A 24018-nucleotide genomic window follows, 5' to 3' on the forward strand; every position below is an offset into this window, starting at 1 on the left:
CAGCTTCGTTTACGACCTGGCCGGGCGCCGCCTGGAAGAGACCGGCTTCGATGGCCTGACCACCCGCTACCAGTACGACCCGAGCAGCGGTCGGCTGGCGAGCAGCCAGGTCGGCCAGCGCCGCATCGACCTGCGCTTCGATGCCATGGGCCGCCTGGTCGAGCGCTGCGCGAGCCAGGGCGATCAGCAGCAGCGCGAAACCTTCGCCTACGATGGCAACGGCAAGCTGATCCAGGCGCTCAATGCCGTCAGCAAGCTGCAGTGGTTCTACGATGACGCTGGCAATCTGACCCGCGAACATCAGCACTACCTGATGACCGGCGACCCGATGGTGGCGGTATGGCGCCATGAGTACGATGCGCTGAACCGCCGCACCGCAACCATCCGCCCGGACGGGCACAAGGTCAGCTGGCTGACCTACGGCAGCGGCCACCTGTTGGGCATGACCCTCGATCAGCACGAGATGCTCGCCTACGAGCGTGATGATCTGCACCGCGAAGTGGTGCGCCATCAAGGCAACCACCTGATGCACACACAGCGCTGGAGCGTGACCGGACGGCCTGAAGAGCAATGGCTGGGCAGTCACGACGGCAAGTCGGTGCTGATCAAACGGCAATACCACTACGACCCGATCGGGCAATTGACGGACATCCATGACAGCCGTCGTGGCCAGCTGGCATATCAATACGATCCCCTTGGGCGCCTGCTGCAGGCCAACAGCCGCCTCGGTGTCGAAACCTTTGCCTTCGACCCAGCGGGTAACCTGCTGGATGAAACCCAGCAACTCAACCGCCCGCTTGAGCAGGACGCCAGGCGCAACAAGGTGATGGACAACCAGTTGCGATCGTATGCCGGGAGTCATTTCAAGTACGACGAGCGCGGCAACCTGACCCATCGGTTGGCAGACGGTGTCCAAGCGCACTTCACCTGGGATCTGTTCAACCGTTTGGCCAGCTACAACGACGACAGGCTCAAGGTCGAGTACAGCTACGATGCGCTCGGCCGCCGCTTGCATAAACACTCGGTCGCGCACTATTGGAACAAGGCGGAGGCGGGCACTGGCTGGAACGAGATGCAATGCGCCAAGCGCCAGCGCGAACTCGGCTGCGGCTTCACCTTGTTCGGCTGGGATGGCGACACCCTGGCCTGGGAAAGCTCTCCACCACGGGATGAGGGCGACACTGGCCGCACCGTCCATTACCTTTACCAACCCGGCAGTTTTGTACCGGTCGCTCAGGCCCTGCGCAACGGCCCGATCCGCCTGCACAAGCAGCCAGACTGGAGCTTACGCGAATACGATATTGACCAAGACCCGCTGTGGCACACCGAGGTCAAACCGCAGGCCTTCGATGCCATTGCCTGGTACCACTGTGACCATCTGGGCACGCCACAAGAGCTCACCGATGAGCAGGGGAACGTGGTCTGGTGTGCGCATTACACGGCGTGGGGGGAAGTGCGCGAGGAACGCACGGAGCGAGCCAGATTGCAGGGGGTGAGCAACCCGATTCGCTTCCAGGGGCAATACCAGGACCCGGAAACGGCGCTGCACTACAACCGCTATCGCTATTACGAGCCGAAAATGGCGCGGTATGTGTCCAGGGACCCGATTGGGATGCAGGGTGGGATGAACGTCTATAGCTATGTGAATAACGCGCCTGTTATGCGCGCGGATCCATTGGGACTGTGGGATGCATCATTTACCAACATGCCGGGCGTGCAAGAGCGTACTTCGTTGGGCACTCATATGATGAAGAATGGTGAGTCGCCGGATGCAGTTGCTCGAGCGATGGCGCCACCACCGCCCAAGCCGATTGCGACGGGCGAGTGTAAGGCGTCGGGGGCGTTAGCAGTAGGGGCCGGCTTGGCTGGACACGTGGCTATTAACGAAGAGTCAGGTATGTCTAAATGGGGTAGCTTTCAAACGTCTGCAGTGGCTGCACGGGCAAGTTTAAGTTGCGGCCTGAAATTTTCCTCATCAGGTAAGGCGCTGCCAGTTGCGGGCGGGATAGCGTTAGGATTGGGATTTTTGAATTTAGAAATTACACAAACATCGTCATGGCCAGATATTTATATGGGTATCGGGCCTAGCATCGGACCGGAAATCAAGGCGCCGATGAACCCAAGTGTCAACATTCAATTTTAAGGTCCTTTATGTGTGATGCTATTTATTACTACAAAGAATTCGCGTTCTATTTTGCAATGGTTACGATTTTTATTGCAGTGATTTACATGTCTCGATTTGCCAAGAGCCGCGGAATTGATTTTAATTCAATTTTTGGATTGCTTGAAGTGTATCGCTTGGTTTTTTCGTTTAAATATAAAAAATTATCGGCACTGGTTTTGCTTGTCATGTATGGGAACATGCTGCTGTGGCTGGTAGCGCTGGGCCTTAACCATTGGGGCGGCACTGAAGGGTGCATTTTCAAACTAAGTGGAAAGCTGGCTGACAATTAGAAAACCTATTGCAATTTTGCTATATACAGCCGCTGTCGCTGTTGCGAGTTTAAGATGGGTCGGAATGTATCTAGGTACCCGATCGGGATGCAGGGTGGGATGTACGCCTATAGCTTTGTGGGTAACACACCGATTAAGCGAGCGGCTCCCCTAGGACTTTTTGGAATGGATTTGCCCGGAGCCGCGCAGCGTGCTTCTTTAGGATCCTGGATGATGCAGAATGGCGAGTCTCCGGAGGAAATTTCCAAAACGATGGCGCCTCCACCACCTGTGTCGGTGGCTACTTTTGAATGCGAAGCGGGGCTGACAGGATCGTTAGGTATTGGCTTGTCCGGAAGCATCACTGTCAACTCGCGTAGTGGCATGGGAGCTACCGCTAGTTACCATACCCACAGTTGCCGCACGTGCTTCTGCAAGCTGTGGCTTGAAGATCGCAGACCCTAATGCAAAGCCGTTACCGGTCGCACTAGGGGGTGCAGTGGGATTAGGGCTTCTCAACATCGAGGCTACCCAGACTTCAACTTATCCTGAAATCTATATCGGTTTTGGGCCGGGTATTGGTCCAGAAATAAAAGCGCCCCTAAATCCTATTTTGAATATGGCTTATTGAGGTTTTTGTATGTGTGATGGGATTGACATCTCAAGGAAATTGCTGTTTGCGCTTTGCATGCTTATGCTTTTTCTGACTATCGCATATATGGCTGTTTATGCGAAAAGGGAGAAAATTGATTTTAATACGGTAGGCGGGTTGCTTGAGGTGTATCGGCGCGCATTTGCGCGCGAGCATAAAACGCTATTTTGGGTGGTGCTTATTGGGGTGTATGGGAATACGTTAATTTTACTTTTTTCATTTGGGCTTTATTACTGGGGACTCTCTGAGGGGTGTATCTTCAAGCTGAGCGGTAGATGGTCAAACCTGTAGAATTTCGGTGTATTACAGGTGCTTTTGAGTGGATGACTTCGACCGTGCGCCCTGCGGCAAACCGAATAAAAACCACAGACCTCCAACTTCGTTGCGTGGTACCACTGTGATCATCTGGGCTCCCCCAGAAACCAAATTCAATCAGCAGGAATGCGTTATGTGTGTTTGGCTGAACACTGTGATTCAAGTATTTTTTTGGAGCGCATTTTTTACGTTGTTTTTCACGGTTTTTACGCGAATGCCTATTGCAAGAAAAATGGAATAAACATGAACACGCTCTCAGGTCTTTTTGAAATGTATCGTCGGGTCTTTAGATTTGAGAATAAAAGGCTTTCTTGGATAGTTCTCTTGACTGTTTATGGCGGCGCGCTTGTTGGGATTTTTATGATATTTTTGGTTTTTTATGCTAGGTCGCAAGGGTGCGTGGTAGATATGTGGGTTGGTTTTAGTTAGTCATTTAATGACGCGGCATGTACCCATAGACCCGGCTGGGAGGTGTATCGATTAATTTTTCCTTATAAATCTAAAAAATGTCAGCACTGGTTTTATTTGTCATGTATGGGAACATGCTGCTGTGGCTAGTGGCGCTGGCCCTTGTCCATTGGGGCGATGCTGAAGGGTGTATTCTCAAATTAAACGGCAAGTAGCCAGGCATTGTGTTACCCACAGCCGCTGTCGTTATTGCGAACCTAGGGATTCTCCTATCAAGTCAGCACAGGCCATCTCACCTGTGCTGAAATAGCCCTTCGTCCAACTGACCAAGCTATTTGCCCTGTCGAATCTCCGGATGGTACGCCGGCAATTAATGGCTGTAACACTGGGTGCCCTGACGCCCCGGTGGGCCGCCAAGCGTACGTCGACACAATTGCAGCGCCTAGGAAATCGAGCGCCGCCCGCGCGGCGCATCGCTGGCAAGTCGCAGCGGCGAACCGCAGCTCCCACATTTGTTTCGGGCCAAATATTCCTGTGAAAGTACCGGCGCCAGCCTTGGCGCAAGGCTTGAGTCAGGTGGGGCGGCAGAGGTGCCCGCCGAGATACCGCGCCAATGCGCGCCGCTCACCCCCGCCGCAACCACTCGATAAACTGCGCAAACAACTCCGACTGCGAATTGATCTCCAGCTTCAGATACAGGTTCTTGCGGTGCATGCGCACCGTCTCCGGCGAGATCCCCAGTTCATGGGCGGTGGACTTCACCGAATGCCCCTGCAACACCATCTGCGCCACTTCCCGCTCACGCTCGGTCAGCACCCCGCAACCAAAGCTGTCGAACGCCGCCTGCACACTGCCCTTCCCCTCCGGCTGCTGCGCCAGCCCATGCCGCGCAAAACGCAGCAGCAGTTCACGCACCATCGGCTCGACCGCCTGCAGCAGGTGCAGTTGCTCGATACCCAGCCGGGCACCGCTGCAACCTTGGAACAGGCTGAGGGAGATCTTGCTGTCATTCTCCAGGTCGACGATGAAGTAGCTGTCCTCGCTACAACCGGTACCCAGGTAGTAGGCCTTGTAGTAGTCACTGTCGAAGAAGTTGTCCGGGGCGATGTCCTCAAGGTGGTAGAACCCCTGGGCCAGGCCCTTCTGCACCGCCAGGCAGAAGGGATCGAGCAGGTAGCCGGCGGCGAAATAGCGTTCCAGCACCGCCTCGTGGTAACGGTCCGGGATACCCTGCTGGTACAGCAGCTGCGGCGCCTGGGCCTTGCGCTCCAGGCTGATCAGCATCGACTCGGCGCCCACCAGCTGGCTGATGGCGGCCGCCAACCAGGCCAACGCATCCGGGCCCTCGCCGTGGGCGAAGGCCTGTTGCAGGGCAGCGTGCCATTGCTGCAAGGCATGAAACGGCAGGCTTATTGTGGTGTTTTCGTGTGCTCGGCTCATGCCCCGCAGTCTACCGGCCAGGGCATGGGCGCGCACCTGTGGCGGCAGGTGGGTCATTGGCCGTGGTACAGGCCCTGTTCGGCCAGCTCCCGCGCGGCATCGAGAATGCAGCTGCGCAGGGTATCGACGATCTGGTCCACCTGGGCGTGGGTGATGATCAGCGGCGGCGACATCACGTTCAGGTGCATGATCGGCCGCACCAGCAAGCCCTTGGCCTGGGCCCGCACATGGATACGCTCGCCGATGTTCACTGCATCGGGGAACAGCGCCTTGGTCTGCTTGTTGCTCACGAACTCGACACAGGCCATCAGCTTCATGCAGCGCACCTGGCCCACCAGCGGCAGGTCGGCCAGAGTCTGCAACTGCTGCTCCAGGTAGCTGCCGACATCGTTTACATGGGCCAGCAGGTTTTCCCGCTCGATGATCTCGATGTTCTTCAGCGCCGCCACGCAGCACACCGGGTGCCCGCTGTAGGTGAAACCGTGGGTGAAGCAGCGGCCCTTGCCGGGTTCGGCGATCACCTTCCACAGGCGCTCGGAGAAGATGCAGGCGCCCAGCGGCAGGTAGGCCGAGGTCAGGCCCTTGGCGGTGGTGATGATGTCGGGCGTGACGCCGAACAAGGCCTCGGAGGCGAAGAAGGTGCCCAGCCGGCCGAACGAGGTCACCACTTCGTCGGCGACGAACAGGATGTCGTAGGTCTGACACACCTGCCACATGCGCTGGAAGTACCCTTCGGGCGGGATGATCACCCCGCCCGAGCCCATGATCGGCTCGGCGAAGAAGGCGGCGACGTTGTCGGCGCCCAGCGAGAGGATCTTGTCCTCGAACTCGGCCACCAGGAAGTCGAGGAACTCGGCCTCGTCCATGTCGTCGGCGGCCCGGTAGAAGTTGGGGTTGGACACGTGGTGAATCAGCTCGTGGGCGTAGTCGAACTCCGGCACCCGGTCGGCAGCCTTGTTGCCGATCGACATGGTCAGGCAGGTGGAGCCGTGGTAGGCGTTGTAGCGGGCGATCACGTGTTTCTTGTGCGGCTTGCCGCGGCAGTTCTGGTAGTACTGGATCAGCCGGTAGGCGGTGTCTACCGCGGTGGAACCGCCGGTGGTGAGGAACACGTGGTTGAGGTCACCCGGCGCCAGGCTGGCGAGTTTCTCGCACAGTTCGATGGCCTTGGGGTTGGCCATGTCGGAGAACGGGTTGGAATAGGCCAGTTGGCGCACCTGGTCGGCGATGGCCAGGGCCATTTCCTCGCGGCCCAGGCCGATGTTGGTGCACCACATGCCGCCGACGGCATCGAGGAAGCGGTTGCCCTCGGTGTCCTGGATATAGGCGCCTTCGCCGGCCTGGATGTTCAGCGCGCCCTGCTCGGCGTGCTCGTCGAATACATGGTAGCCGTGCATGTAGTGGGCCTTGTCGGCCTGCACCAGGCGGTCGTTGTCAACGGTGGCGGCCAGCTTGCGAATGGGGGTAGCCATGAGCAGTTCCTTGTCGATGCGATACGGTAAAAGGTGTCAGATGCCGGTCTTGACCGTGCTCCAGACCCGGGTGATGGCGCGCATGGCCTGCGGGTCCTGGGCTTTCTGGGTGAACAGGCGCTCGCGAGTCTGGTCATCCGGGTAAATCGCCGGGTCATTGCGGATATCGGCCTGCACCAAGGGCGTGGCGGCAGCATTGCTGTTGGCGTAGTGGATGTAGTTGGTCACCTCGGCCATGGTCTTGGGTTGCAGCAGGTATTCGATGAAACGGTGGGCGTTGGCCGCATGCGGCGCATCGCTGGGCAGGTAGAGGCTGTCGAACCAGATCAGCGAGCCTTCCTTGGGGATGAAGAACGCCAGGTTGATGTCCTTCTTCGCTTCCACCGCGCGGGCCTGGGCGGTGGCGTAGTCGCCGGACCAGGTCAGGGCCATGCACACGTCGCCGTTGGGCAGGCTGGTGAGGTAGTTCACCGAGTCGAACTTCTTGATGAACGGGCGGATGCCCAGCAGGACGTCCTGGGCCGCCTTGAGGTCGGCGGGGGCGGCGCTTTTCGGGTCTTTGCCGAGGTACTTGAGGGCCAGCGGAATGACTTCGCTGGGGGCGTCCATCAGGGTCACGCCGCAGTCGGCAAAGCGCGAGACGATCTTGGGGTCGAACAGCATGGCCAGCGAGCCGATGGGCGCGTCGGGCATGCGCTGCTTGATCTTGTCGACGTTGTAGGTGATGCCCGAGCTGCCCCAGGTGTAGGGCGCCGAATAGACCATGCCGGGGTCGTAGGCTTGCATGCTCTGCAGCACGTGCGGGTCGAGGTTGGCCCAGCTGGGCAGCTTGGCCTTGTCCAGCGGCTGGAACACCTTGGCCTTGATCAGCGGCGGCACCAGGGAGGCGTTGAGCATCACCAGGTCGTAGCCGGAGCGGCCGGTGAGCAGTTTGGTCTGCACCGTTTCGTAGCCGTCGAAGGTGTCGTAGATCACCTTGATGCCGGTTTGCTTCTCGAAATCGGCGAGGGTGTTTTCGCCGATATAGTCGGTCCAGTTGTACAACCTGAGTGTGTTGCCGTTGTCCGCTTCGCCGGCCAGGGTGGCGGTGGCGGTACAGCACAGCAACAGACTGGAAATCACCTTGAATGCCTTGCGCATAGCAACTCCATCATGTGATCAGGATCGGCTCGGGTGAGCGGATGGGGTAACTATCGGAGGATCGAAGGATGGGGGCCATACCCCGAATGGGTGGGGGGCGATGCGATTTTGTGTCGGGCCAACAAGGCGGACAGCGGAGATGCCACAGGCATGACTGGCCCGAAACAGATGTGGGAGCTGGCTTGCCAGCGATGCGCCGCGCGGGCGGCGCTCGATCTCATAGGCGCTGCAAAAACACCGGCGAACACCTGGCGACCCTGTCCCAATATCCCGCCATGCACCTGGAGGCCATTACCAAATCCTGATTTTTCAGGGCCGATAATGTGACGCCAAACAGCCTGTCTTGAGATCGCATGAGGGCCACCAAGTGCATGCCGGCAGTCTTGCAGCGCTCTCAAGATCGAGCGCCGCCCGCGCGGCGCATCGCTGGCAAGCCAGCTCCCACATCTGTTTCGGGCCAGTTATGCCTGTGGGATAGGCAGCGCCTGCCCTGTTGGCATGGCGCAATTTCTCGGTGTGCGCGGCTATTGCTGCGCCAAGGGATACAGCGCGTCGTCAAACTGCTCCAGGCGCGGGAACACCATCGGCAGATCATCCGAAAGCTGCTCCAGGCGCTGCTGGTAACTGCGCAGGAACTCCTTGCGCGCATCATCACTGATATACGGCACATGCCACGCCACGAACGGCTCCAGCACCTCGAAGCCGACATAAGCCAAGGTGCCGCGCAGAATCGGACGTAGCATGTCTTCCAGCGGCCCGTGGATCGCCCCTTCGCCAAACATGTGCTCACGCCCGCCCAGGGTCACGGTGACCAGCGCCCGCTTGCCCGCCAACCCGCCCTGGTCATAGAAACGCTTGCCGCCGTAGCACACCCCCGACACCAGCACCCGGTCGATCCAGCCCTTGAGCATCGCCGGCGCCGAGAACCAGAAGATCGGGAAGTTCAGCACCAGCAGGTCGGCCCACAGCAGCTTGTCCAGCTCCTGCTGGATATCCGCCGCGATGGACCCGCTCTTCACCCCCAGCCGTTGCTCCAGCGCATACACCAGGTACTCCGGGTTTTCCCGGTGGCTGAAGTCTTCGGCGCTGGCCACCGGGTTCCAGCCCATCGCGTACAGGTCACTCACCTGCACCTCATGGCCCTGGGCACGGAAGGTTTCGGCCGCCTGGTCACGCAGTGCGGCAGTGAAGGATTGCGGCTCGGGATGAGCGTGAACGATCAGTACTTTCATGGATGTTCCTTAAACGGTTTCCAGGGGGGATTCGGTTTTGCGGGCCGCCAGCAAACGGTCGAGCCAGTCGGGGTCCATCTCCGGCTCGCAGGAGAACAGCAAGCCGGTGTAGTCGCGGTACGGCGGCCGGAAGATCGCTTCGCGGCTGCCGTGGTCGACCACCCTGCCCCGCTGCATCACCAGCACCTCATCGGCGATGGCGCGCACGGTGGCAACGTCGTGGGTAATGAACAGGTAGGCCACGCCCAGCTCGCGCTGGATACGGTCGAGCAGCTTCAGCACGCCCTCGGCTACCAGTTGGTCGAGGGCCGAGGTCACTTCGTCGCAGATGATCAATTGCGGCTCGGCCGCCAACGCCCGGGCAATGCAGATCCGCTGTTTCTGCCCGCCGGACAGTTCGCGTGGCAGGCGATCCATGTACTTGGCCGGTTCCAGATCGATCATGCGCAGCAGCTCGGCGACCCGCTCACGCAGCGCCTTGCCCTTCAAACCGAGGTAGAAACTCAGCGGCCGGCCAATGATGTCGACGATGCGCTGGCGTGGATTGAGCGCGGTGTCGGGGATCTGATAGATCATCTGGATACGCCGCAATTGCTCCTTGCTGCGCTGGCGATAGTCCGCCGGCAGCGCTTGGCCCTCATACAGCACCTGGCCCGAGGTCGGCTGCAGCAGGCCGCTGATCAAGCGTGCCGTGGTGCTCTTGCCACTGCCGGACTCGCCGATCACCGCCAGCGTCTGGCCGCGATACAGCTTCAGCGAGACATCGTGCAGCACCGGCTGATGGCCATAGCTTGCATCGACCTGACGCACTTCCAGCAGCGGCTTTTCATGGCTGGGGCATGCCTTGGCGGACGTATGGAAATTGCGCACTGCCCACAGCGACTGGGTGTAGGCCTGCTGCGGCGCACTGAGCATGATGCGGGTCTGCGCCTCTTCCACCAGGCTGCCATGGCGCAGCACCATGATCCGGTCGGCCATCTGCGCCACCACCGCCAGGTCGTGGCTGATGTACAACGCGGCACTGCCGAAGGTCTTCACCGCATCGCGGATCGCCGCCAGCACCTCGATCTGGGTGGTGACGTCCAGCGCGGTGGTCGGCTCGTCGAAGATGATCAAGTCCGGGTGGCAGGCCATGGCCATCGCCGTCATCACCCGCTGCAGCTGGCCGCCGGACAACTGGTGCGGGTAGCGCTGGCCGATGTGCTCGGGGTCGGGCAGGCGCAGGATGCGGTACAGCTCGACCGCCTCGGCCTCGGCCTGGGCGCGGTCGATGCCGCCGTTGATCACGGCGGTTTCCACATGCTGGTCGATCAGCCGGTGCGCCGGGTTGAACGAGGCCGCCGCGCTCTGCGCCACGTACGCGATACGCAGGCCGCGCAGCTTGCGCAGGGTGTCGGCGCTGGCCTGGAGCAACTCGATGCCATCGAAGCACACGCTGCCGCCGGTGATCCGGCAACCGTCGCGCACATAGCCCATGGCGGCCAGGCCCAGCGTGGACTTGCCGGCCCCGGACTCGCCGATAAGGCCCAGTACCTCACCGCGCTTGAGGGTCAGGTCGATGCCTTTGATCAGCGGGTGCCAGGCGTTTTCGTAGTGGCCTTCGATACGCAGGTCGCGGATCGTCAACAAAGTGTCTTGGCTCATGCTCAGCACTCCTTCAGGCCACTGGACAGGTGCAGCACCCAGTCGACGACGAAGTTCACGCTCACTGTGATCAACGCCACTGCCAGGGCCGGCAGCAGCGGGCTGACGTCACCGAAGGTGATCAGCACCGCGTTGTCGCGCACCATGCTGCCCCAGTCGGCAGTCGGCGGCTGGATGCCCAGGCCGAGGAACGACAAGGCGCTGATGAACAGGAAGACGAAGCAGAAGCGCAGGCCGAACTCGGCGATCAAGGGCGCCGCGGCGTTGGGCAGCACTTCGCGGCTGACCAACCACCACAGCCCCTCCCCGCGCAGCCGCGCGGCCTCGACGAAGTCCTGCACCACCACGTTCATGGCCACCGCCCGCGCCAGGCGGAACACCCGGGTGGCGTCCAGCAGCGCGATCACCAGTACCAGCGAGGTGGCCGTGGTGCCGACCACGCTGAGGATCAGCAAGGCGAAGATCAGTTGCGGGATGGCCATCAGGATGTCCACCACCCGTGACAGGCCCTGGTCGATCCAGCCGCCCTTGATTGCCGCGACCAGCCCGCACAGGCCGCCCAGCAGGAACGCCAGGGTGGTGGTCAAAAAGGCGATGCCCAAGGTATTGCGGGCGCCATACAGCAGGCGGCTGAACATGTCGCGGCCAAGGTTGTCGGTGCCCAGCAGGAACTCAGGGCCCCAGGGCGCGAACCCCTCGCCCACCACCTGGGTTTCGCCATAGGGCGCCAGCAGTGGTGCGAACACCGCCACCAGCAGGTAGGCGACTATCACCAGCAGGCCGAACTTGGCGCTCAGGGGCGCGCGCAGCAAAGGTGTGATCAGGCTCATGGTCTACCCCTTCGGGTGCATCAGGCGTGGGTTGCTGGCGATCGACAGCACGTCGGCGCCGGTATTGAGCAGGATGTAGGTGCCGGCGAAGATCAGGCTGCAGGCCTGCACCACCGGGATGTCGCGCTTGGCCACCGAGTCCACCAGCAACTGGCCCAGGCCCGGGTAGACGAACACCACCTCCACCACCACCACGCCCACTACCAGGTACGCCAGGTTCAGCGCCACCACGTTGACGATCGGCGCCAGGGCGTTGGGCAAGGCGTGCCTGAAGATGATCCGCGCAGGCGACACGCCCTTTAGCCGGGCCATCTCGATGTAGGGGCTGGCCAGCAGGTTGATCAACGAGGCGCGGGTCATGCGCATCATTTGCGCGATCACCACCAGGCTCAGGGTCGCCACCGGCAGCAGCGACACCTGCAGCACCTCACCCAGCGACGCCCCCGGCGCCAGGCTGGAGATGCCCGGCAGCCATTCGAGCTTGACCGCGAACACCAGGATCAGGATGTAGGCGACGAAGAACTCGGGGAACGACACCGCGCTCAGCGCACCGGTGTTCAGCAACCGGTCGAACCAGCTGTTGCGGTAAAGCGCCGCGAGCATGCCCAGCAGCAACGCGGTGGGCACCGAGAACAGCGCCGCCAGCAGGGCCAGGCTGAAGGTGTTGCCCAGCCGCGCGCCGACCAGCTCGACGATCGGCCGCTGGTTGGCCAGGGACACGCCCAGATCGCCGTGCAGCAGGCGCCAGGCCCACTGCACGAAACGCTGCACGGGCGACAGGTCGAGCCCCAGTTGGGCGCGGAACGCCGCCACGGTTTCCGGGGTGGCCGACTGGCCTAGCATGGCCTGGGCGATATCGCCCGGGAGCATGCCGACGGCCAGGAAGATCACCACCGACACCGCGAACAGCGACAACAGGCCCAGGGCCAGGCGCTGCATCAGTAATTTGCCAAGGGTATTCACCATTGCACTCCTTCAACGCACGCGAAGTTCAGGCCTGCCACCAGCGCTCGATCACCCGCAGGCCATCGAGTTCGCCGTAGGGTGCGGTCTGCCCGCCATGCACCACCCGGGTCGAGCGTGCGGCCACGGAGCTGGCGAACAGCGGCACGATCGCCCCGCCATCGTCGCGGCACAGCGCCTGCATCTCGTTGTACATCTCGCGGCGCAGCGTCTCGTTCATTTCGCCGCGGGCGGCGTTGAGCAGCTGGTTGAAGCGCGGGTTGTCCCAGTGGGTCTCGTTCCACGCCGCACCCTTGGCGTAGCCGATGCTGAACATGCGGTCGGCGGTCAGGCTGGAGTACCAGAACGAGGTGGTGAAAGGTTGTTTCATCCAGACATTGGAGAAGAAACCATCGGCCGGCTCGCGCACCACGTCGATGTCGATCCCGGCCTGGCGCGCCTGCTCCTTGAACAGCACCGAGGCATCCACCGCGCCGCTGTAGGCGGCATCGGAGGCCTGCAGGCGCACCTTGAGGCTGTCCATGCCGGCCTGGCGCAGATAGAAGCGCGCCTTGTCCGGGTCGTAGGCGCGCTGTTCCAGGGCCGGGTTGATGAAGCGGTTGGCCGGCTGCAGCGGGTGGTCGTTGCCGACCTGGCCGTAGCCATACAGCACCGAGGCCAGAAGCGCCTCGCGGTCGACCGCGTGCTTGAGGGCCAGGCGTACGTTGTTGTCCTTGAACTGTGCGCTGTCGGTGAGCATCGGGAAGGTGTAGTGCTGGGCGCCCTTGGTTTCCTCGATCACCAGTTTCGGGTTGCGCTTGAGCAGGGCCACGGTCTTGAGGTCGACCTTGTTGATCACATCGACCTTGCCGGTGACCAGGGCGTTGACCCGCGCGGCGCCGTCGGCGATGGCGAGCAGTTCGGCGCTGGCGAAGTGCGCCCTGCCCGGCTTCCAGTAGTCGGGGCTGCGCTCCAGGTCCATGCGCACGCCCGGCTCGAAGCCCTTGATGCGGTAGCCGCCCGTGCCGATGCCAGCCTGCCAGTCGGCCAGGCCATCTTTGGCAGGCATGATCACCAGGTGATAGTCGGCGACCACGTAGGCGAAGTCGGCGTTGCCCGAGTGCAGTTCGAACACCACGGTGTCGGGGGCGCTGGCATGAACCTGGGCGACATCGCCCAGTACGGTCTTGGCGGCGGAGGTGGATTTCTCGCCCAGGTGGTGCTGGATCGAGGCGACCACGTCGTCGGCGGTGAGGGTCTTGCCGTTGTGGAAGGTCACGCTCTGGCGCAGGGTGAAGGTCCAGGTTTTCGCGTCCGGGCTCGAGACCCAGCGCTCGGCCAGCTCAGGGATTGCGGTGCCGTCCACGGCGATTTCGGTGAGGGTGTTGTAGACCGCCGAGAAGCCGATGAAGGTGAAGGTGTCGACCCAGGAGCCCGGGTCCTTGGAGTCGGTGGTGCTGCCCCCCGCCAGGCCCAGGCGCAGGGTGCCACCGGGTTTTGGCGTGGCCTCGGCGGCATGACCGCCCAGTGGCAGGCCGAGGGAAAACGCCCCGGCGATGGCCGCGGCGGCGGCGCTGTATTTCAGGAAGTCCCGGCGCGGCAAACCGCCGTCGAGAATGGCCTGAGGACTGTTCTTGTTGTTATCGCTCATGCATGTGCCCCTGTTGAACCGCAAGGAATTGTTGTTCGGTCAAAGCGGAGTGCGTAGAAGCTGTGTATTATTTGTAATTGTTACCGTAACAAATACATTAGCGGCACGACAAGCTGTTTTCCAAAGGGCCCGAGCAGGGCAATTTTCATCGTGTAACATGAGCGTTTTCGCAGGGAGCCACTTCCTCCATGAGCCAGTCGACCCGCCTGATCACGGCTTCGTACATTCTCTCGTTCGTGGCGGCCAATGCCCCGCAGAAGCTGCGCACCGAGACCATCGCCAAGTGGGTGAAAGTGCACCCCACCCGCGTGCGCGGGCTGGTGTCGCAGATGGTCAAGGCCGATATCCTCACCTCGTACCGCGGCGCCCAGGGCGGCGTGACCCTGGCCCGCCCGCCGCAGCAGATCACCCTGCGTGAGGTGTATGACGCGGTGCAGGAAAGTTCGCTGATCGCCGAGAAGATCGACAACCCGTTTGCCGGGCTGGAGGATCACTGCAAGGTGTTCGAGGTGTTCACCCGGTTGTTTGCGATGCTGGAGCAGAACATGCGGTTGGACTTGGGGGCGATCACCGCGGATCAGCTATTTGTGGCGTTTGATACCCCGCAGGAGCAGGTTGTGTAGCAGCAGGCTTCAAAGCCCACCCAGCAATCACGCCAGGCAAACAAGGCGGACAGAGATGAAATCACAGGAGTAACTGGCCCGAAACAGATGTGGGAGCTGGCTTGCCAGCGATGCGCCGCGCGGGCGGCGCTCGATCTCACAGGCGCTGCAAAGACATCGGCGAGCACCTGGGAGCCCTCACCCAATATCCCGCCATGCACCTGGCGGCCATTACCGAATCTTGATTTCCCAGGGCCAACAGTGTGATGCCCAAGCGCCTGTCTTGAAATTGCATGTGGGCCACCAGGTGCCAGGCGACAGATTTGCAGCGCTCTTGAGATCGAGCGCCGCCCGCGCGGCGCATCGCTGGCAAGCCAGCTCCCACATCTGTTTCGGGCCAGTTACTCCTGTGATTTCATCGCTGTCCGCCTTGGTGCATGACTTGAGCCATGCAGGTATTGGGCGTCTAAAACTGAATCGCCTTGGTTTCTACGAACTCACCCAACCCCTCCTCCCCCCACTCCCGCCCGTTCCCCGACTGCTTGTACCCCCCAAATGGCGCCTGGTAATTGAATGCCCCACCATTAACGAAGCACTGTCCCGCGCGCAGCTGCCGCGCCAGTTGCAGCGCCTTGTCCCGGCTGCCGGCCCACACCGCGCTGGACAACCCGAACGGCGAATCATTGGCCAGGGCAATCGCCTCGGCCTCGTCGGCATAGGGGATCAGGCACAGCACCGGCCCGAAGATCTCCTCCTGGGCGATGCGCATACGGTTGTCGACATCGGCAAAGAGCGTCGGAGGCACGTAGAACCCGCGCTCGAAGCCCGGCGCCGTTTCACCACCCCACAGCAGCCGGGCGCCCTCCTCCTGCCCGACACGGATGTACTCCTGCACCGTGCGCCGCTGCCCCGCCGAACACATCGGCCCAAGGAAGCTGCGCGGATCCTGCGGGTCGCCCATCACCAGCCCACGCACCTCGTCCACAGCAATCTCCAACGCCTCGGCATAGCGCGACGCCGGCAACAGCATGCGGGTCAGCGCGGTGCAGGTCTGCCCCGAATTGATCATCACGTCCTGCACGCCATAACGCACTGCCGCGTCCAGGTCGGCATCGGCGCCGATCAGCAGCGGCGACTTGCCGCCCAGCTCAAGACACACCCGCTTCACCGACGGCGCCGCCGCCTGGGATACACGCACGCCCGCGCCGGTGGAGCCGGTGAACGAGACCATGTCCACCAGCGGGTGCCGGGCCAAGGCCTCGCCCACTTTCGACCCCGGCCCGCTGACCAGGTTGAACACCCCGGCCGGCAAGCCGATGGCCTCGATCATCTCGGCCAGCACAAAGGCATGTAGCGGCGTTTCCTGGCTGGGCTTGACCACCACGGTACAACCGGCCGCCAGGGCCGGCGCCAGCTTGCCGATCATCTGGTGCAGCGGGTAGTTCCACGGGTTGATGAACGCGCACACGCCCACCGCCTCGCGGTACACCAGCGAGTTGCCGACCTCGCGCACATCGTCCATCAACCCGGCCAGCGCGATGTACTGCTCAAGCCCAACGATCGGCCCGTCCACCTGCACCGGCCGGCACCACTGCACCGGCATGCCCAGCTCGCTGGTGATCACTGCGGCCATCTCGTCGGCTCGGGCCTTGAGCTGATCGGCCAGGGCACGTATGTACCCGGCGCGCACGCTGGAGGGCGTTCGCGACCAGTCGGCAAACGCCCGGCGTGCCGCCTGCACCGCCCGCTCCACATCCGCTTCGTTACCCAGCGGCACCTTGCCGGCGACCGCTTCGCTGGCCGGGTCGATCACCTCGGCCATGCCCTGCCCCAGCGGCTGCTGCCAGCGGCCATCGATGAACAAACGGTTGTACTCACGCATTGCGTTGCGCCTCCATCAGCTCGCCGGCACACAGCACGATACGCCGGCAGGCTTCGCGCAAAGGCTCTGCCCCCAGCACCAGGCCCAGACGAATATGCCCGGCCGCGCTCGGGCCGAAGGCCTCACCGGCCAGCACCGAAACCCCATGCAGATCGAGCAGGCGGTTGGAAAAGTCCTGCGCACTGAGCCCGGTTTCGCGGATATCGACCATCACGAACATCCCGCCATCGGGCTTGAGCGCACGCACACCCGGGCAATCCGCCAGGCACGCGCAGACCAGATCGCGGCGCTGGCGGTAGGCTTCGCGCATCACTTCGAGCTCCGGCAGTGGCTGCTCGAGCGCAGCCACCGCGGCGTCCTGGATGAAGTCCGGCGAGCCGTACAGCATGCACAGCGCCAGGTTCTCCAGGTGCCCGGCCAAGGCCGGCGAACCCACCACCCAGCCCATCCGCCAGCCGGTCATGGCATGGGACTTGGACAGGCTGTTGAGCGTCGCCGTACGTTCGGCCATGCCCGGCAGGCTGCCGGGGCTGATGTGCTCGCCGTCGAACAGCAGCTCGCTGTACACCTCGTCGCTGATCAGCCACAGATCGTGGGCGATGCACAGCTCGGCAAGGGCTTCCCAGGTGCTGCGCGGCAGGCTGGCGCCGGAGGGGTTGTGCGGGCTGTTAAGCGCCAGGGCACGGGTACGCGGGGTAATTCGCGCAGCCACATCCTCGGGCTGCACACGGAAGCCATGCTCCGGGCGTACGGGCACAGGCACCACTTTCGCCCCACAGGCGCCGAAGACCGCTTCGTAGGTGACATACATCGGCTCGGCGACGATCACTTCATCGCCCGGCTCCAGCACGCACTGGGTCACGCAGAACAGCGCGCACTGCGCCCCCGCCAGCACCGTCACCTGGTCGGCCGTCACCGCCTGGCCGCTGCGCTGCTGGTGCCGCCGGGCGATGGCCTCGCGCAGGCTGCGCTTGCCACGCACATCGGCGTAATGGGTGTTGCCGGCCTGCAGGCTGTCCATCGCGGCCTGGACGATCGGCGCCGGGGTGTCGAAATCCGGGTCGCCCACCGACAGCAACAGCACGTCGCGGCCCTGTTCGAGCATGGCCAGGGCGCGGTAGTGGATCTCCCAGGCGGCAGCGCCGTCACCGGCGATCCGTTGGGTCAGGGAAGAAAAACGCATGGCAAATATCCTGTTGTGCGGGATGGGCTCAGCGCGCGCAGGCGTGCTTGAGCTCGATCAGGGTCACGCCGTTGCGGTCGAAGCCGCCGCGCAGGTCCCGTTGCAGTTCGTCGAGGCTTTGCGGCTGGGCGACCGTGCAGCCGAACGCGCGGGCCAGGCCTGCGAAGTCCGGGTTGCGCGGCAGCACGCCGATGGGCTCGATGTCCAGGTTGAGCATGTCGTCACGGATCTGCCCCAGCGCGTCGTTGTTCCACAGCAGCACCACCAGCGGGCGGTCCAGCTCTTCGACGGCAGTGGCCAGTTCCTGGGCGGTATAGAGGAAGCCGCCGTCACCCACCAACACCAGGCCTGGGCGCTCGCTGCTGCCGAACATGCCGCCGATACCCGCAGGCAGGCCGTAGCCCAGGGTGCCGTAGCCGGTCGGGTGCAGCCAACTGCGCGGCGCCCGGCTGTTGAACACGTAGTTGCCGGTGTAGGCCAGCTGGGTCATGTCGGTGCTGATGAAGGCGTTGTCCGGCAACTCGGCGGCGATGCGGTCGAGGATGGACTGGTGCAGCGCCTGCAACGGGCCGTGGCTGGCCTGCACCGCACTGCGCAACGTGGCCACCGAGGCGCTGGCCGTTGTGGCATCGCGCACGCTGTCCGGCAGTTGCTCGAGCAGCGCAGCCACGGTCTGCCGGGCATCGCCGTGCAGCGCCACCGCGCAGGGGTAGAAGTCGTTGAACTTGCGCGGGTCGATATCCACCCGCAGCAGCTCGCCGTTCAACGGCAGGCGCTCGCGCCAGAAGTCGGTGTCGGCCATTTCGGTACCGACCGCCAGCACCACGTCGGCCTGGGCGATCAGGTCCCAGCCGGGCTCGACGCACAGGCTGGAGCCGGCGTTGAGCGGTGAGTCCAATGGCGCCAGGCCCTTGCCGGCCACGCTGGTGAAGAACGGCGCGGCCAGGCGCTTGCTCAGCAGTTGCAGCTCGGCCGCAGCGCCCAGCGCGCCACCCCCGGCAATGATCATCGGGCGTTTGGCTGCCGCCAGTTTGCTGGCCGCCAGCTCCACGCTTGCAAGGTTCGCCGGGCCGCGCTCAGGGCGGCGCACCACATCAAAGCTCCAGTCCCGCGCCACGGGCGCCGCCAGCACATCCAGCGGCACCGAGATATGCACCGGGCGCGGCCGTTCGCTGTCGAATACCGCATAGGCGCGGGCGATCAGCTCCGGCAGGTCCTCGGCCTTGAGGGCCACCGCTGAGAACGCGGTAATCGGCGCGGTCATGGCGCGCTGGTCCTGGGTCTCGTGCAGGCAGCCCCAGCCTTTGCCCAGGCTGGCCGTGTGGTTGACGCTGGAGATCACCAGCAGCGGTATCGAGTCGGCGTAGGCCTGGCCAATGGCGGTGGCGGCGTTGGTCACGCCGGGGCCGGTGATGATAAAGCACACCCCCGGCTTGCCGCTGACCCGCGCATAACCGTCGGCCATGAAGCCAGCGCCCTGCTCGTGGCGGGTGAGCACATGGCGGATGCCGCTGCCGGGCAGGCCGCGGTACAGCTCCAGGGTGTGCACGCCGGGGATGCCGAAGACGGTGTCGACGCCGTAGTTGGCCAGCAGGCGCACCAGCGCCTGGCCACCGGTCAATGTGTTGTTCGTCATGTTCATGTCCTTAGACCTGTCCGAGGCGGATCAAGGCATCGACCGCGGTGGTGCCGGTGGCACCGACCATCAATGGGTTCACATCCAGCTCCAGCAGCTGGCTGGCGTTCTCGCAGGCGTAGTCGGCCACCGCGCGGATGGCGGCGACCAGCGCGTCCAGGTCCGCTGCGGGCTTACCGCGAAAGCCCTGCAACAAAGCGGCGCTGCGCAGGCCGAGCACGGCGTTGCGGATGGCGCCGTCGGTGGTCGGCAACAGCAGGCTCTTGCTGTCCTTGAGCAGCTCGACGAGGATGCCGCCGGCACCGATGACCAGCGCCAGGCCGAAGTCCGGCTCGCGCTTGATGCCGACGATCAACTCGGCCAGCGGTGCGCTGGCCATGGGTTCGAGCAGCACCTGGTCGAAGACGACGCCGGGGGCGTAGGCGGCGATGCGTGTGCGCATTTGTTCCAGCGCCCGGCTCAGGGCCGCTTCATCGCCCAGGTTCAGCGCCACGGCACCTGCTTCGGTCTTGTGCGGCAACTGCGCACTGACGGCCTTGAGCACCAGCGGGAAGCCGACCTGGCGCGCATCGGCCAGCGCCTGCTGCGGGCTGCTGAGCACGCCATTCGGCACGGGCAAGCCAAAGCCACGCAGGGCCTGCTTGGACTCCCACTCATTGAGCAGATGGCTGTCACCACTTAGTGCCTGCGGGCACAGCGGCACCAGCGCAGATTCGCCCAGGGCCAGCAACGCCTCGCGCCTTTGCCCATAGCGGGCCACCCGCCCCCAGGCCGCCAGGCCGTCTTCCACCCCTTGCAGGGCCGGTACGCCGGCCGCGTGCAAACGCTCGCGGGCGCTGGCCGGCAGCAGTTCGGGGAAGGCCGAGGTGACGAAGCCGGTCTTGCCATGGCGCTGCAGCGCCTCGCAGAACAGCCCCAGCAGCAGGTCGCATTCCTTGCGTTCGCCGGTGAACTCGGCGGGGTAATCCAGCACCAGCATGGCCGCGTCGGCGTCGCTGCGCAGGGCGCTGTCGAGCATGCGCTGCTTGGCCTCGCCGTCGCCCCAGATCGCCGTGGTGAAGTCCAGCGGGTTGACCAGGTTGGCGTAGGCCGGCAGCACCTGGGCCAGTTCGTCGACCTGGCTGCTGTGCAGAGCAGGCAGGCGCAGCTGGTTGCTTTCGCTGTAGTCGGCGATCAGGCCGGCGTCCCCGCCTGAGCAGGCCAGGGCGATCAGGCTGTCGCCCTTGGGCAGGTTGCCGCAGGCGGCGGCCTTGAGGGTTTCGACGAAGCTCACCGGGCCACTGACACGGATCACCCCAAGGCGCTCGAACAAGCTGTCGTACAGGGCGTCGGAGCCGGACAGCGAGCTGGTATGACTCAACGCCAGTTCGGCGCCGATCTGCGACACGCCGGTCTTCAGCGCGATGATCGGGATGCCCTTCTCCAGCGCCTTGTGCGCGGCGCGGGCAAAGCCCGGCACGTTCTTCAAGCCTTCCAGGTGCAGGCCAATGGCCGTGACCCGTGCCTCGTCGAGCAGCACGTCCATCAGTTCGGCGATGCCCAGCTGTGCCTGGTTGCCGACCGAGGCCATGTAGGCCACCGGCAGCGAACGGTCGCTCATGGACAGGTTGTAGGCAAAGTTGCCGCTCTGGGTCAGCACCGCCACGCCCTTGTCCACCGCCTTGCCGCCGTGGGCCACGGGCCACAGGGCGGCGCTGTGCAGGTAGTCGAGCAGGCCGTAGCAGTTGGGCCCGAGCAGGGCCATGTCGCCGGCGGCGGCCAGCAATTGCTGTTGCAGGGCCTGGCCTTCGGCGCCGCTTTCGGCGAAGCCCGAGGCATAGCAGATCGCCCCGCCCGCGCCCTTGGCGGCCAGCTCGGCGACGCAGGCCAGGGTCAGATCGCGGTTGGTGGCGATGAACACTGCGTCCGGCGCGCAGGGCAGCTCGGCCACGCTGCGCACGCACGGCACGCCGTCGATGCTGTCGTGCTGCGGGTTTACCAGCCACAGCTGGCCCTGGTAGCCGCCGTCGGCGCAGCGCTTGAGTGCGCGGGCCATGCTGCGCCCGCCGATGAAGGCCAGGTGCCGGGGCGCCAGCAGGCGCTTGAGGTTGTCACGAATGGCGTTGGACATGGCGAGGCTCCGGTCAGCGCAGCAGCGGGCGCAGCAGTTCGCGGGAGATGATGTGGCGCTGGATCTCCGAGGTGCCTTCCCAGATCCGCTCGATCCGCGCGTTGCGCCAAATCCGCTCCACCGGGCCTTCGTCCATCAGGCCCATGCCGCCGTAGATCTGCACGGCCTCGTCGGCCACCTTGCCCAGCACTTCGCTGGCGAACAGCTTGGCCATGCCGGCCTCGCCATCGGTCATGCTGCCCTGGTCCATCTTCCAGGCGGTGTGCAGGGTCAACAGCTCGGCGGCGCGGATCTGCGTGGCCATGTCGGCCAGCTTGAACGACACCCCCTGGTAGCTGCCGATCGCCTGGCCGAACTGCTTGCGGTCGGCTGCCCATTGCAGCGACGCATCCAGCGCACGCTGGGCCTGGCCGACACAGTTGGCGGCGACCATCACCCGGCCTGCGGTCAGCCAGGCGTTGGCCACTTCCCAGCCCTTGCCGACTTCACCGAGCACCTTGCTGGCCGGCACCCGGCAGTCGTCGAAGAACATCTCGAAGGTGTGGTAGCCGCGGTTGCTCACGCATTTCGGGCCACGGCGGATGGTCATGCCCGGGGTGTCGCGGTCGACCAGGAAGGCGGTCACCGCGTTGCGCTTGCGGCCGTTGTGCTCATAGGTGTCGGTAACGGCGAAGACGATGGCGAAGTCGGCGTGCCCGGCATGGCTGATGAAGTGCTTGCTGCCGTTGAGCACGAAGTCGTCGCCCTCGCGCAGGGCGCGGGTCTTGATGGCGTTGGCGTCGGAGCCGGCGCCCGGCTCGGTCAGGGCGAAGCAGTCGATCTTCTCGCCCTGGATGCAGGGCAGCAGGTAATCGTCGATCTGCTGGCCGGTGCAGGCCATGAGGATCTTCGAGGGCCGCGCGACGAACACATGCAGCGCCCAGGAGACCTTCGACAGCTCGCGCTCGATCAGCGCCTGGGACAGGTAGTCGAGGCCGCCGCCGCCCACTTCCTCGGGCATGTTGAAGGCGTAGAAGCCAGCGGCGATGGCCTTGCCGCGGATCTGCGCAGCAAGTTCGGGAGAGACCTCATCGGCGCGGTCCACGGCCTCTTCATGGGGCAGCAGCTCCTTGGCGACGAAGCTGCGTACGGCATCCACCAACATTTCTTGTTCTTGGGTCAGTTGGAAATTCATGGCCTGTTCCTGGGTAACCGGGGGAAAGAGGGAGTGCTTATTTGCCGATGAAGCGTGGCGCGCGTTTTTCGCTGGCGGCGCGCAAGGCCTCGGCGCCGTCTTCGCTGCGCCCGCAGAGCAGGCCGGCGGCCAGTTCGGCGCTGAGCTGTTCGGCCAGGCTGCGCTGGGCGCCGTCACGGATCAGGCGCTTGGTCTGGGCATGGGCGAAGGTCGGACCCTGGGCCAGGCGCGCAGCCAATTCGGCGGCGGCCGTGGCCAGTTGCTCGTCGGCGACCACTTCACCCACCAGGCCGGCGGCCAGGGCACGCTCGGCGCCCCACAGTTCGTCGAGGAACAGCAGGCGCTTGGCCTGTTCGGTGCCGATCAGCCGTGGCAGGTGCCAGCTGGCGCCGGCGTCCGGCGAGTAGGCCATGCTGGTGTAGCCGGCCTTGAAGCGGGCCGATTGCGCGGCCAGGCGCAGGTCGCAGCACAGCGACAGGTCCATGCCGGCGCCGACGGCGGTGCCGTTGATGGCGGCGATGGTGGGTTTATCGAGGCTGTGCAGGCACTGCATCAGGGCGTGGGCAGTTTCGGTCCAGCCGTAGGTTTCCAGTGCGCCGCGGGCTTCGGCCTCGGCCCATTCGGCAAGGTCGGCACCGGCGCAGAAGCTGCGGCCGGTGCCGGTCAGCACCACCACGCGCACGGCCGGGTCGCTGTTACAGGCTTCCAGGGTGGCGTGCAGGTGTTTGAGGGTTGGGATATCCAGGGCGTTGCGCTGGTCGGGGCGGTTCAGGGTGATCCAGGCGACGCCGGCTTCAACCTGGATAAGTAGGGACGACGGAGCAGTCATGACGGGCCTCGGATTGTTGTGATTGTGCTGAGGGTGGGTGACTTGAGGCTCATGCTAAACGAGTGTTCAACAAGGAGGCAATTGGGGGAGAAGGTGGTGTTACAACTTCGAACAAGTGGTGGGGAATCAGGGGGAAGAGCAGGATCGCGATTGGGCTGGAAGGTGCATGGCGACAGGGTTGAAGCGCCTATGAGATCGAGCGCCGCCCGCGCGGCGCATCGCTGGCAAGCCAGCTCCCACATCTGTTTCGGGCCAGTTACTCCTGTGACTTCATCGCTGTACGCCTTGTTGGTTCGACTCGATTTCGAAGTGGGCGCTGAAGGCCCTGCGCCTGACTTGAGACATGCACCAAGGCGGGCAGCGGTACCCTCACAGGCATAATTGGCCCGAAACAAATGTGGGAGCTGGCTTGCCAGCGATGCGCCGCGCGGGCGGCGCTCGAT

Annotated in this window: 17 protein-coding genes; 3 read left to right on the forward strand and 14 right to left on the reverse strand. The window is 63.7% G+C overall.

Annotated elements, in window-relative coordinates:
• Both ABE459_RS21715 and ABE459_RS21720 read left to right on the forward strand, forming a co-directional pair.
• Positions 1–2143 (forward strand): RHS repeat-associated core domain-containing protein (locus ABE459_RS21715; RefSeq protein ID WP_323833838.1); only part of this gene is annotated, 2143 nt, incomplete at its 5' end.
• A gap of 8 nt (positions 2144–2151) precedes the next feature.
• Positions 2152–2454, forward strand: coding sequence for a hypothetical protein (locus tag ABE459_RS21720; RefSeq protein ID WP_125464334.1), 303 nt, complete (start codon positions 2152–2154; stop codon positions 2452–2454).
• A 1978-nt stretch (positions 2455–4432) separates the two neighbouring features.
• On the opposite strand, the gene ABE459_RS21725 is transcribed toward ABE459_RS21720, so the two are convergent.
• From ABE459_RS21725 to ABE459_RS21760, 8 genes are all read right to left on the reverse strand, one after another.
• Positions 4433–5248, reverse strand: coding sequence for a LuxR C-terminal-related transcriptional regulator (locus ABE459_RS21725; protein ID WP_323833834.1), 816 nt, complete (start codon positions 5246–5248; stop codon positions 4433–4435).
• A gap of 53 nt (positions 5249–5301) precedes the next feature.
• On the reverse strand, positions 5302–6720 hold the full coding sequence (locus ABE459_RS21730) for an aminotransferase (RefSeq protein WP_125464337.1): 1419 nt from the start codon (positions 6718–6720) through the stop codon (positions 5302–5304).
• A gap of 36 nt (positions 6721–6756) precedes the next feature.
• Positions 6757–7860 (reverse strand): polyamine ABC transporter substrate-binding protein, encoded by a 1104-nt coding sequence (locus ABE459_RS21735; protein WP_258641952.1) that lies wholly within the window; start codon positions 7858–7860, stop codon positions 6757–6759.
• A gap of 524 nt (positions 7861–8384) precedes the next feature.
• On the reverse strand, positions 8385–9092 hold the full coding sequence (locus ABE459_RS21740) for an NAD(P)H-dependent oxidoreductase (RefSeq protein ID WP_323833830.1): 708 nt from the start codon (positions 9090–9092) through the stop codon (positions 8385–8387).
• A gap of 9 nt (positions 9093–9101) precedes the next feature.
• Entirely contained in the window at positions 9102–10736 is a 1635-nt protein-coding gene (locus ABE459_RS21745) for an ABC transporter ATP-binding protein (protein ID WP_125464340.1), read from the reverse strand.
• Between the two features lie 2 nt (positions 10737–10738).
• Positions 10739–11566, reverse strand: a complete 828-nt coding sequence (locus ABE459_RS21750; RefSeq protein WP_110992877.1) for an ABC transporter permease — start codon at positions 11564–11566, stop codon at positions 10739–10741.
• Between the two features lie 3 nt (positions 11567–11569).
• Positions 11570–12529: an ABC transporter permease gene (locus ABE459_RS21755; RefSeq protein WP_110992889.1), complete on the reverse strand. Its 960-nt coding sequence runs from the start codon at positions 12527–12529 to the stop codon at positions 11570–11572.
• 28 nt (positions 12530–12557) lie between these two features.
• Complete coding sequence (locus ABE459_RS21760; protein WP_125464341.1) at positions 12558–14159, reverse strand: ABC transporter substrate-binding protein; 1602 nt, start codon at positions 14157–14159, stop codon at positions 12558–12560.
• Between the two features lie 188 nt (positions 14160–14347).
• Here ABE459_RS21760 and ABE459_RS21765 point away from each other — a divergent pair, with 188 nt between their 5' ends.
• Positions 14348–14782: an Rrf2 family transcriptional regulator gene (locus ABE459_RS21765; protein WP_125858889.1), complete on the forward strand. Its 435-nt coding sequence runs from the start codon at positions 14348–14350 to the stop codon at positions 14780–14782.
• A gap of 445 nt (positions 14783–15227) precedes the next feature.
• Here the strand turns inward: ABE459_RS21765 and ABE459_RS21770 are convergent, their stop codons facing one another.
• The 6 genes from ABE459_RS21770 to ABE459_RS21795 are packed head-to-tail and all read right to left on the reverse strand — an operon-like array spanning position 15228 to position 23575.
• Positions 15228–16643: an aldehyde dehydrogenase family protein gene (locus tag ABE459_RS21770; RefSeq protein WP_323833828.1), complete on the reverse strand. Its 1416-nt coding sequence runs from the start codon at positions 16641–16643 to the stop codon at positions 15228–15230.
• Positions 16636–17826 carry an aminotransferase class I/II-fold pyridoxal phosphate-dependent enzyme gene (locus tag ABE459_RS21775; protein ID WP_323833826.1) on the reverse strand — a complete coding sequence of 397 codons (1191 nt, stop codon included), beginning with the start codon at positions 17824–17826 and terminating at the stop codon, positions 16636–16638. The genes ABE459_RS21770 and ABE459_RS21775 overlap by 8 nt, the downstream gene beginning before the upstream one ends.
• Positions 17827–17854: 28 nt before the next feature.
• Positions 17855–19462, reverse strand: a complete 1608-nt coding sequence (locus tag ABE459_RS21780) for a 5-guanidino-2-oxopentanoate decarboxylase (protein ID WP_323833824.1) — start codon at positions 19460–19462, stop codon at positions 17855–17857.
• Positions 19463–19472: 10 nt separating this feature from the next.
• Positions 19473–21572 carry an acetate--CoA ligase family protein gene (locus ABE459_RS21785; protein WP_323833822.1) on the reverse strand — a complete coding sequence of 700 codons (2100 nt, stop codon included), beginning with the start codon at positions 21570–21572 and terminating at the stop codon, positions 19473–19475.
• Positions 21573–21585: 13 nt separating this feature from the next.
• Positions 21586–22746 carry an acyl-CoA dehydrogenase family protein gene (locus tag ABE459_RS21790; RefSeq protein WP_125858894.1) on the reverse strand — a complete coding sequence of 387 codons (1161 nt, stop codon included), beginning with the start codon at positions 22744–22746 and terminating at the stop codon, positions 21586–21588.
• Positions 22747–22783: 37 nt separating this feature from the next.
• On the reverse strand, positions 22784–23575 hold the full coding sequence (locus tag ABE459_RS21795) for an enoyl-CoA hydratase-related protein (RefSeq protein WP_323833820.1): 792 nt from the start codon (positions 23573–23575) through the stop codon (positions 22784–22786).
• Positions 23576–24018: the final 443 nt, after the last annotated feature.

The organism is Pseudomonas sp. TWI923 (genome assembly GCF_039673365.1).
GTDB classification, from domain to species: domain Bacteria; phylum Pseudomonadota; class Gammaproteobacteria; order Pseudomonadales; family Pseudomonadaceae; genus Aquipseudomonas; species Aquipseudomonas sichuanensis.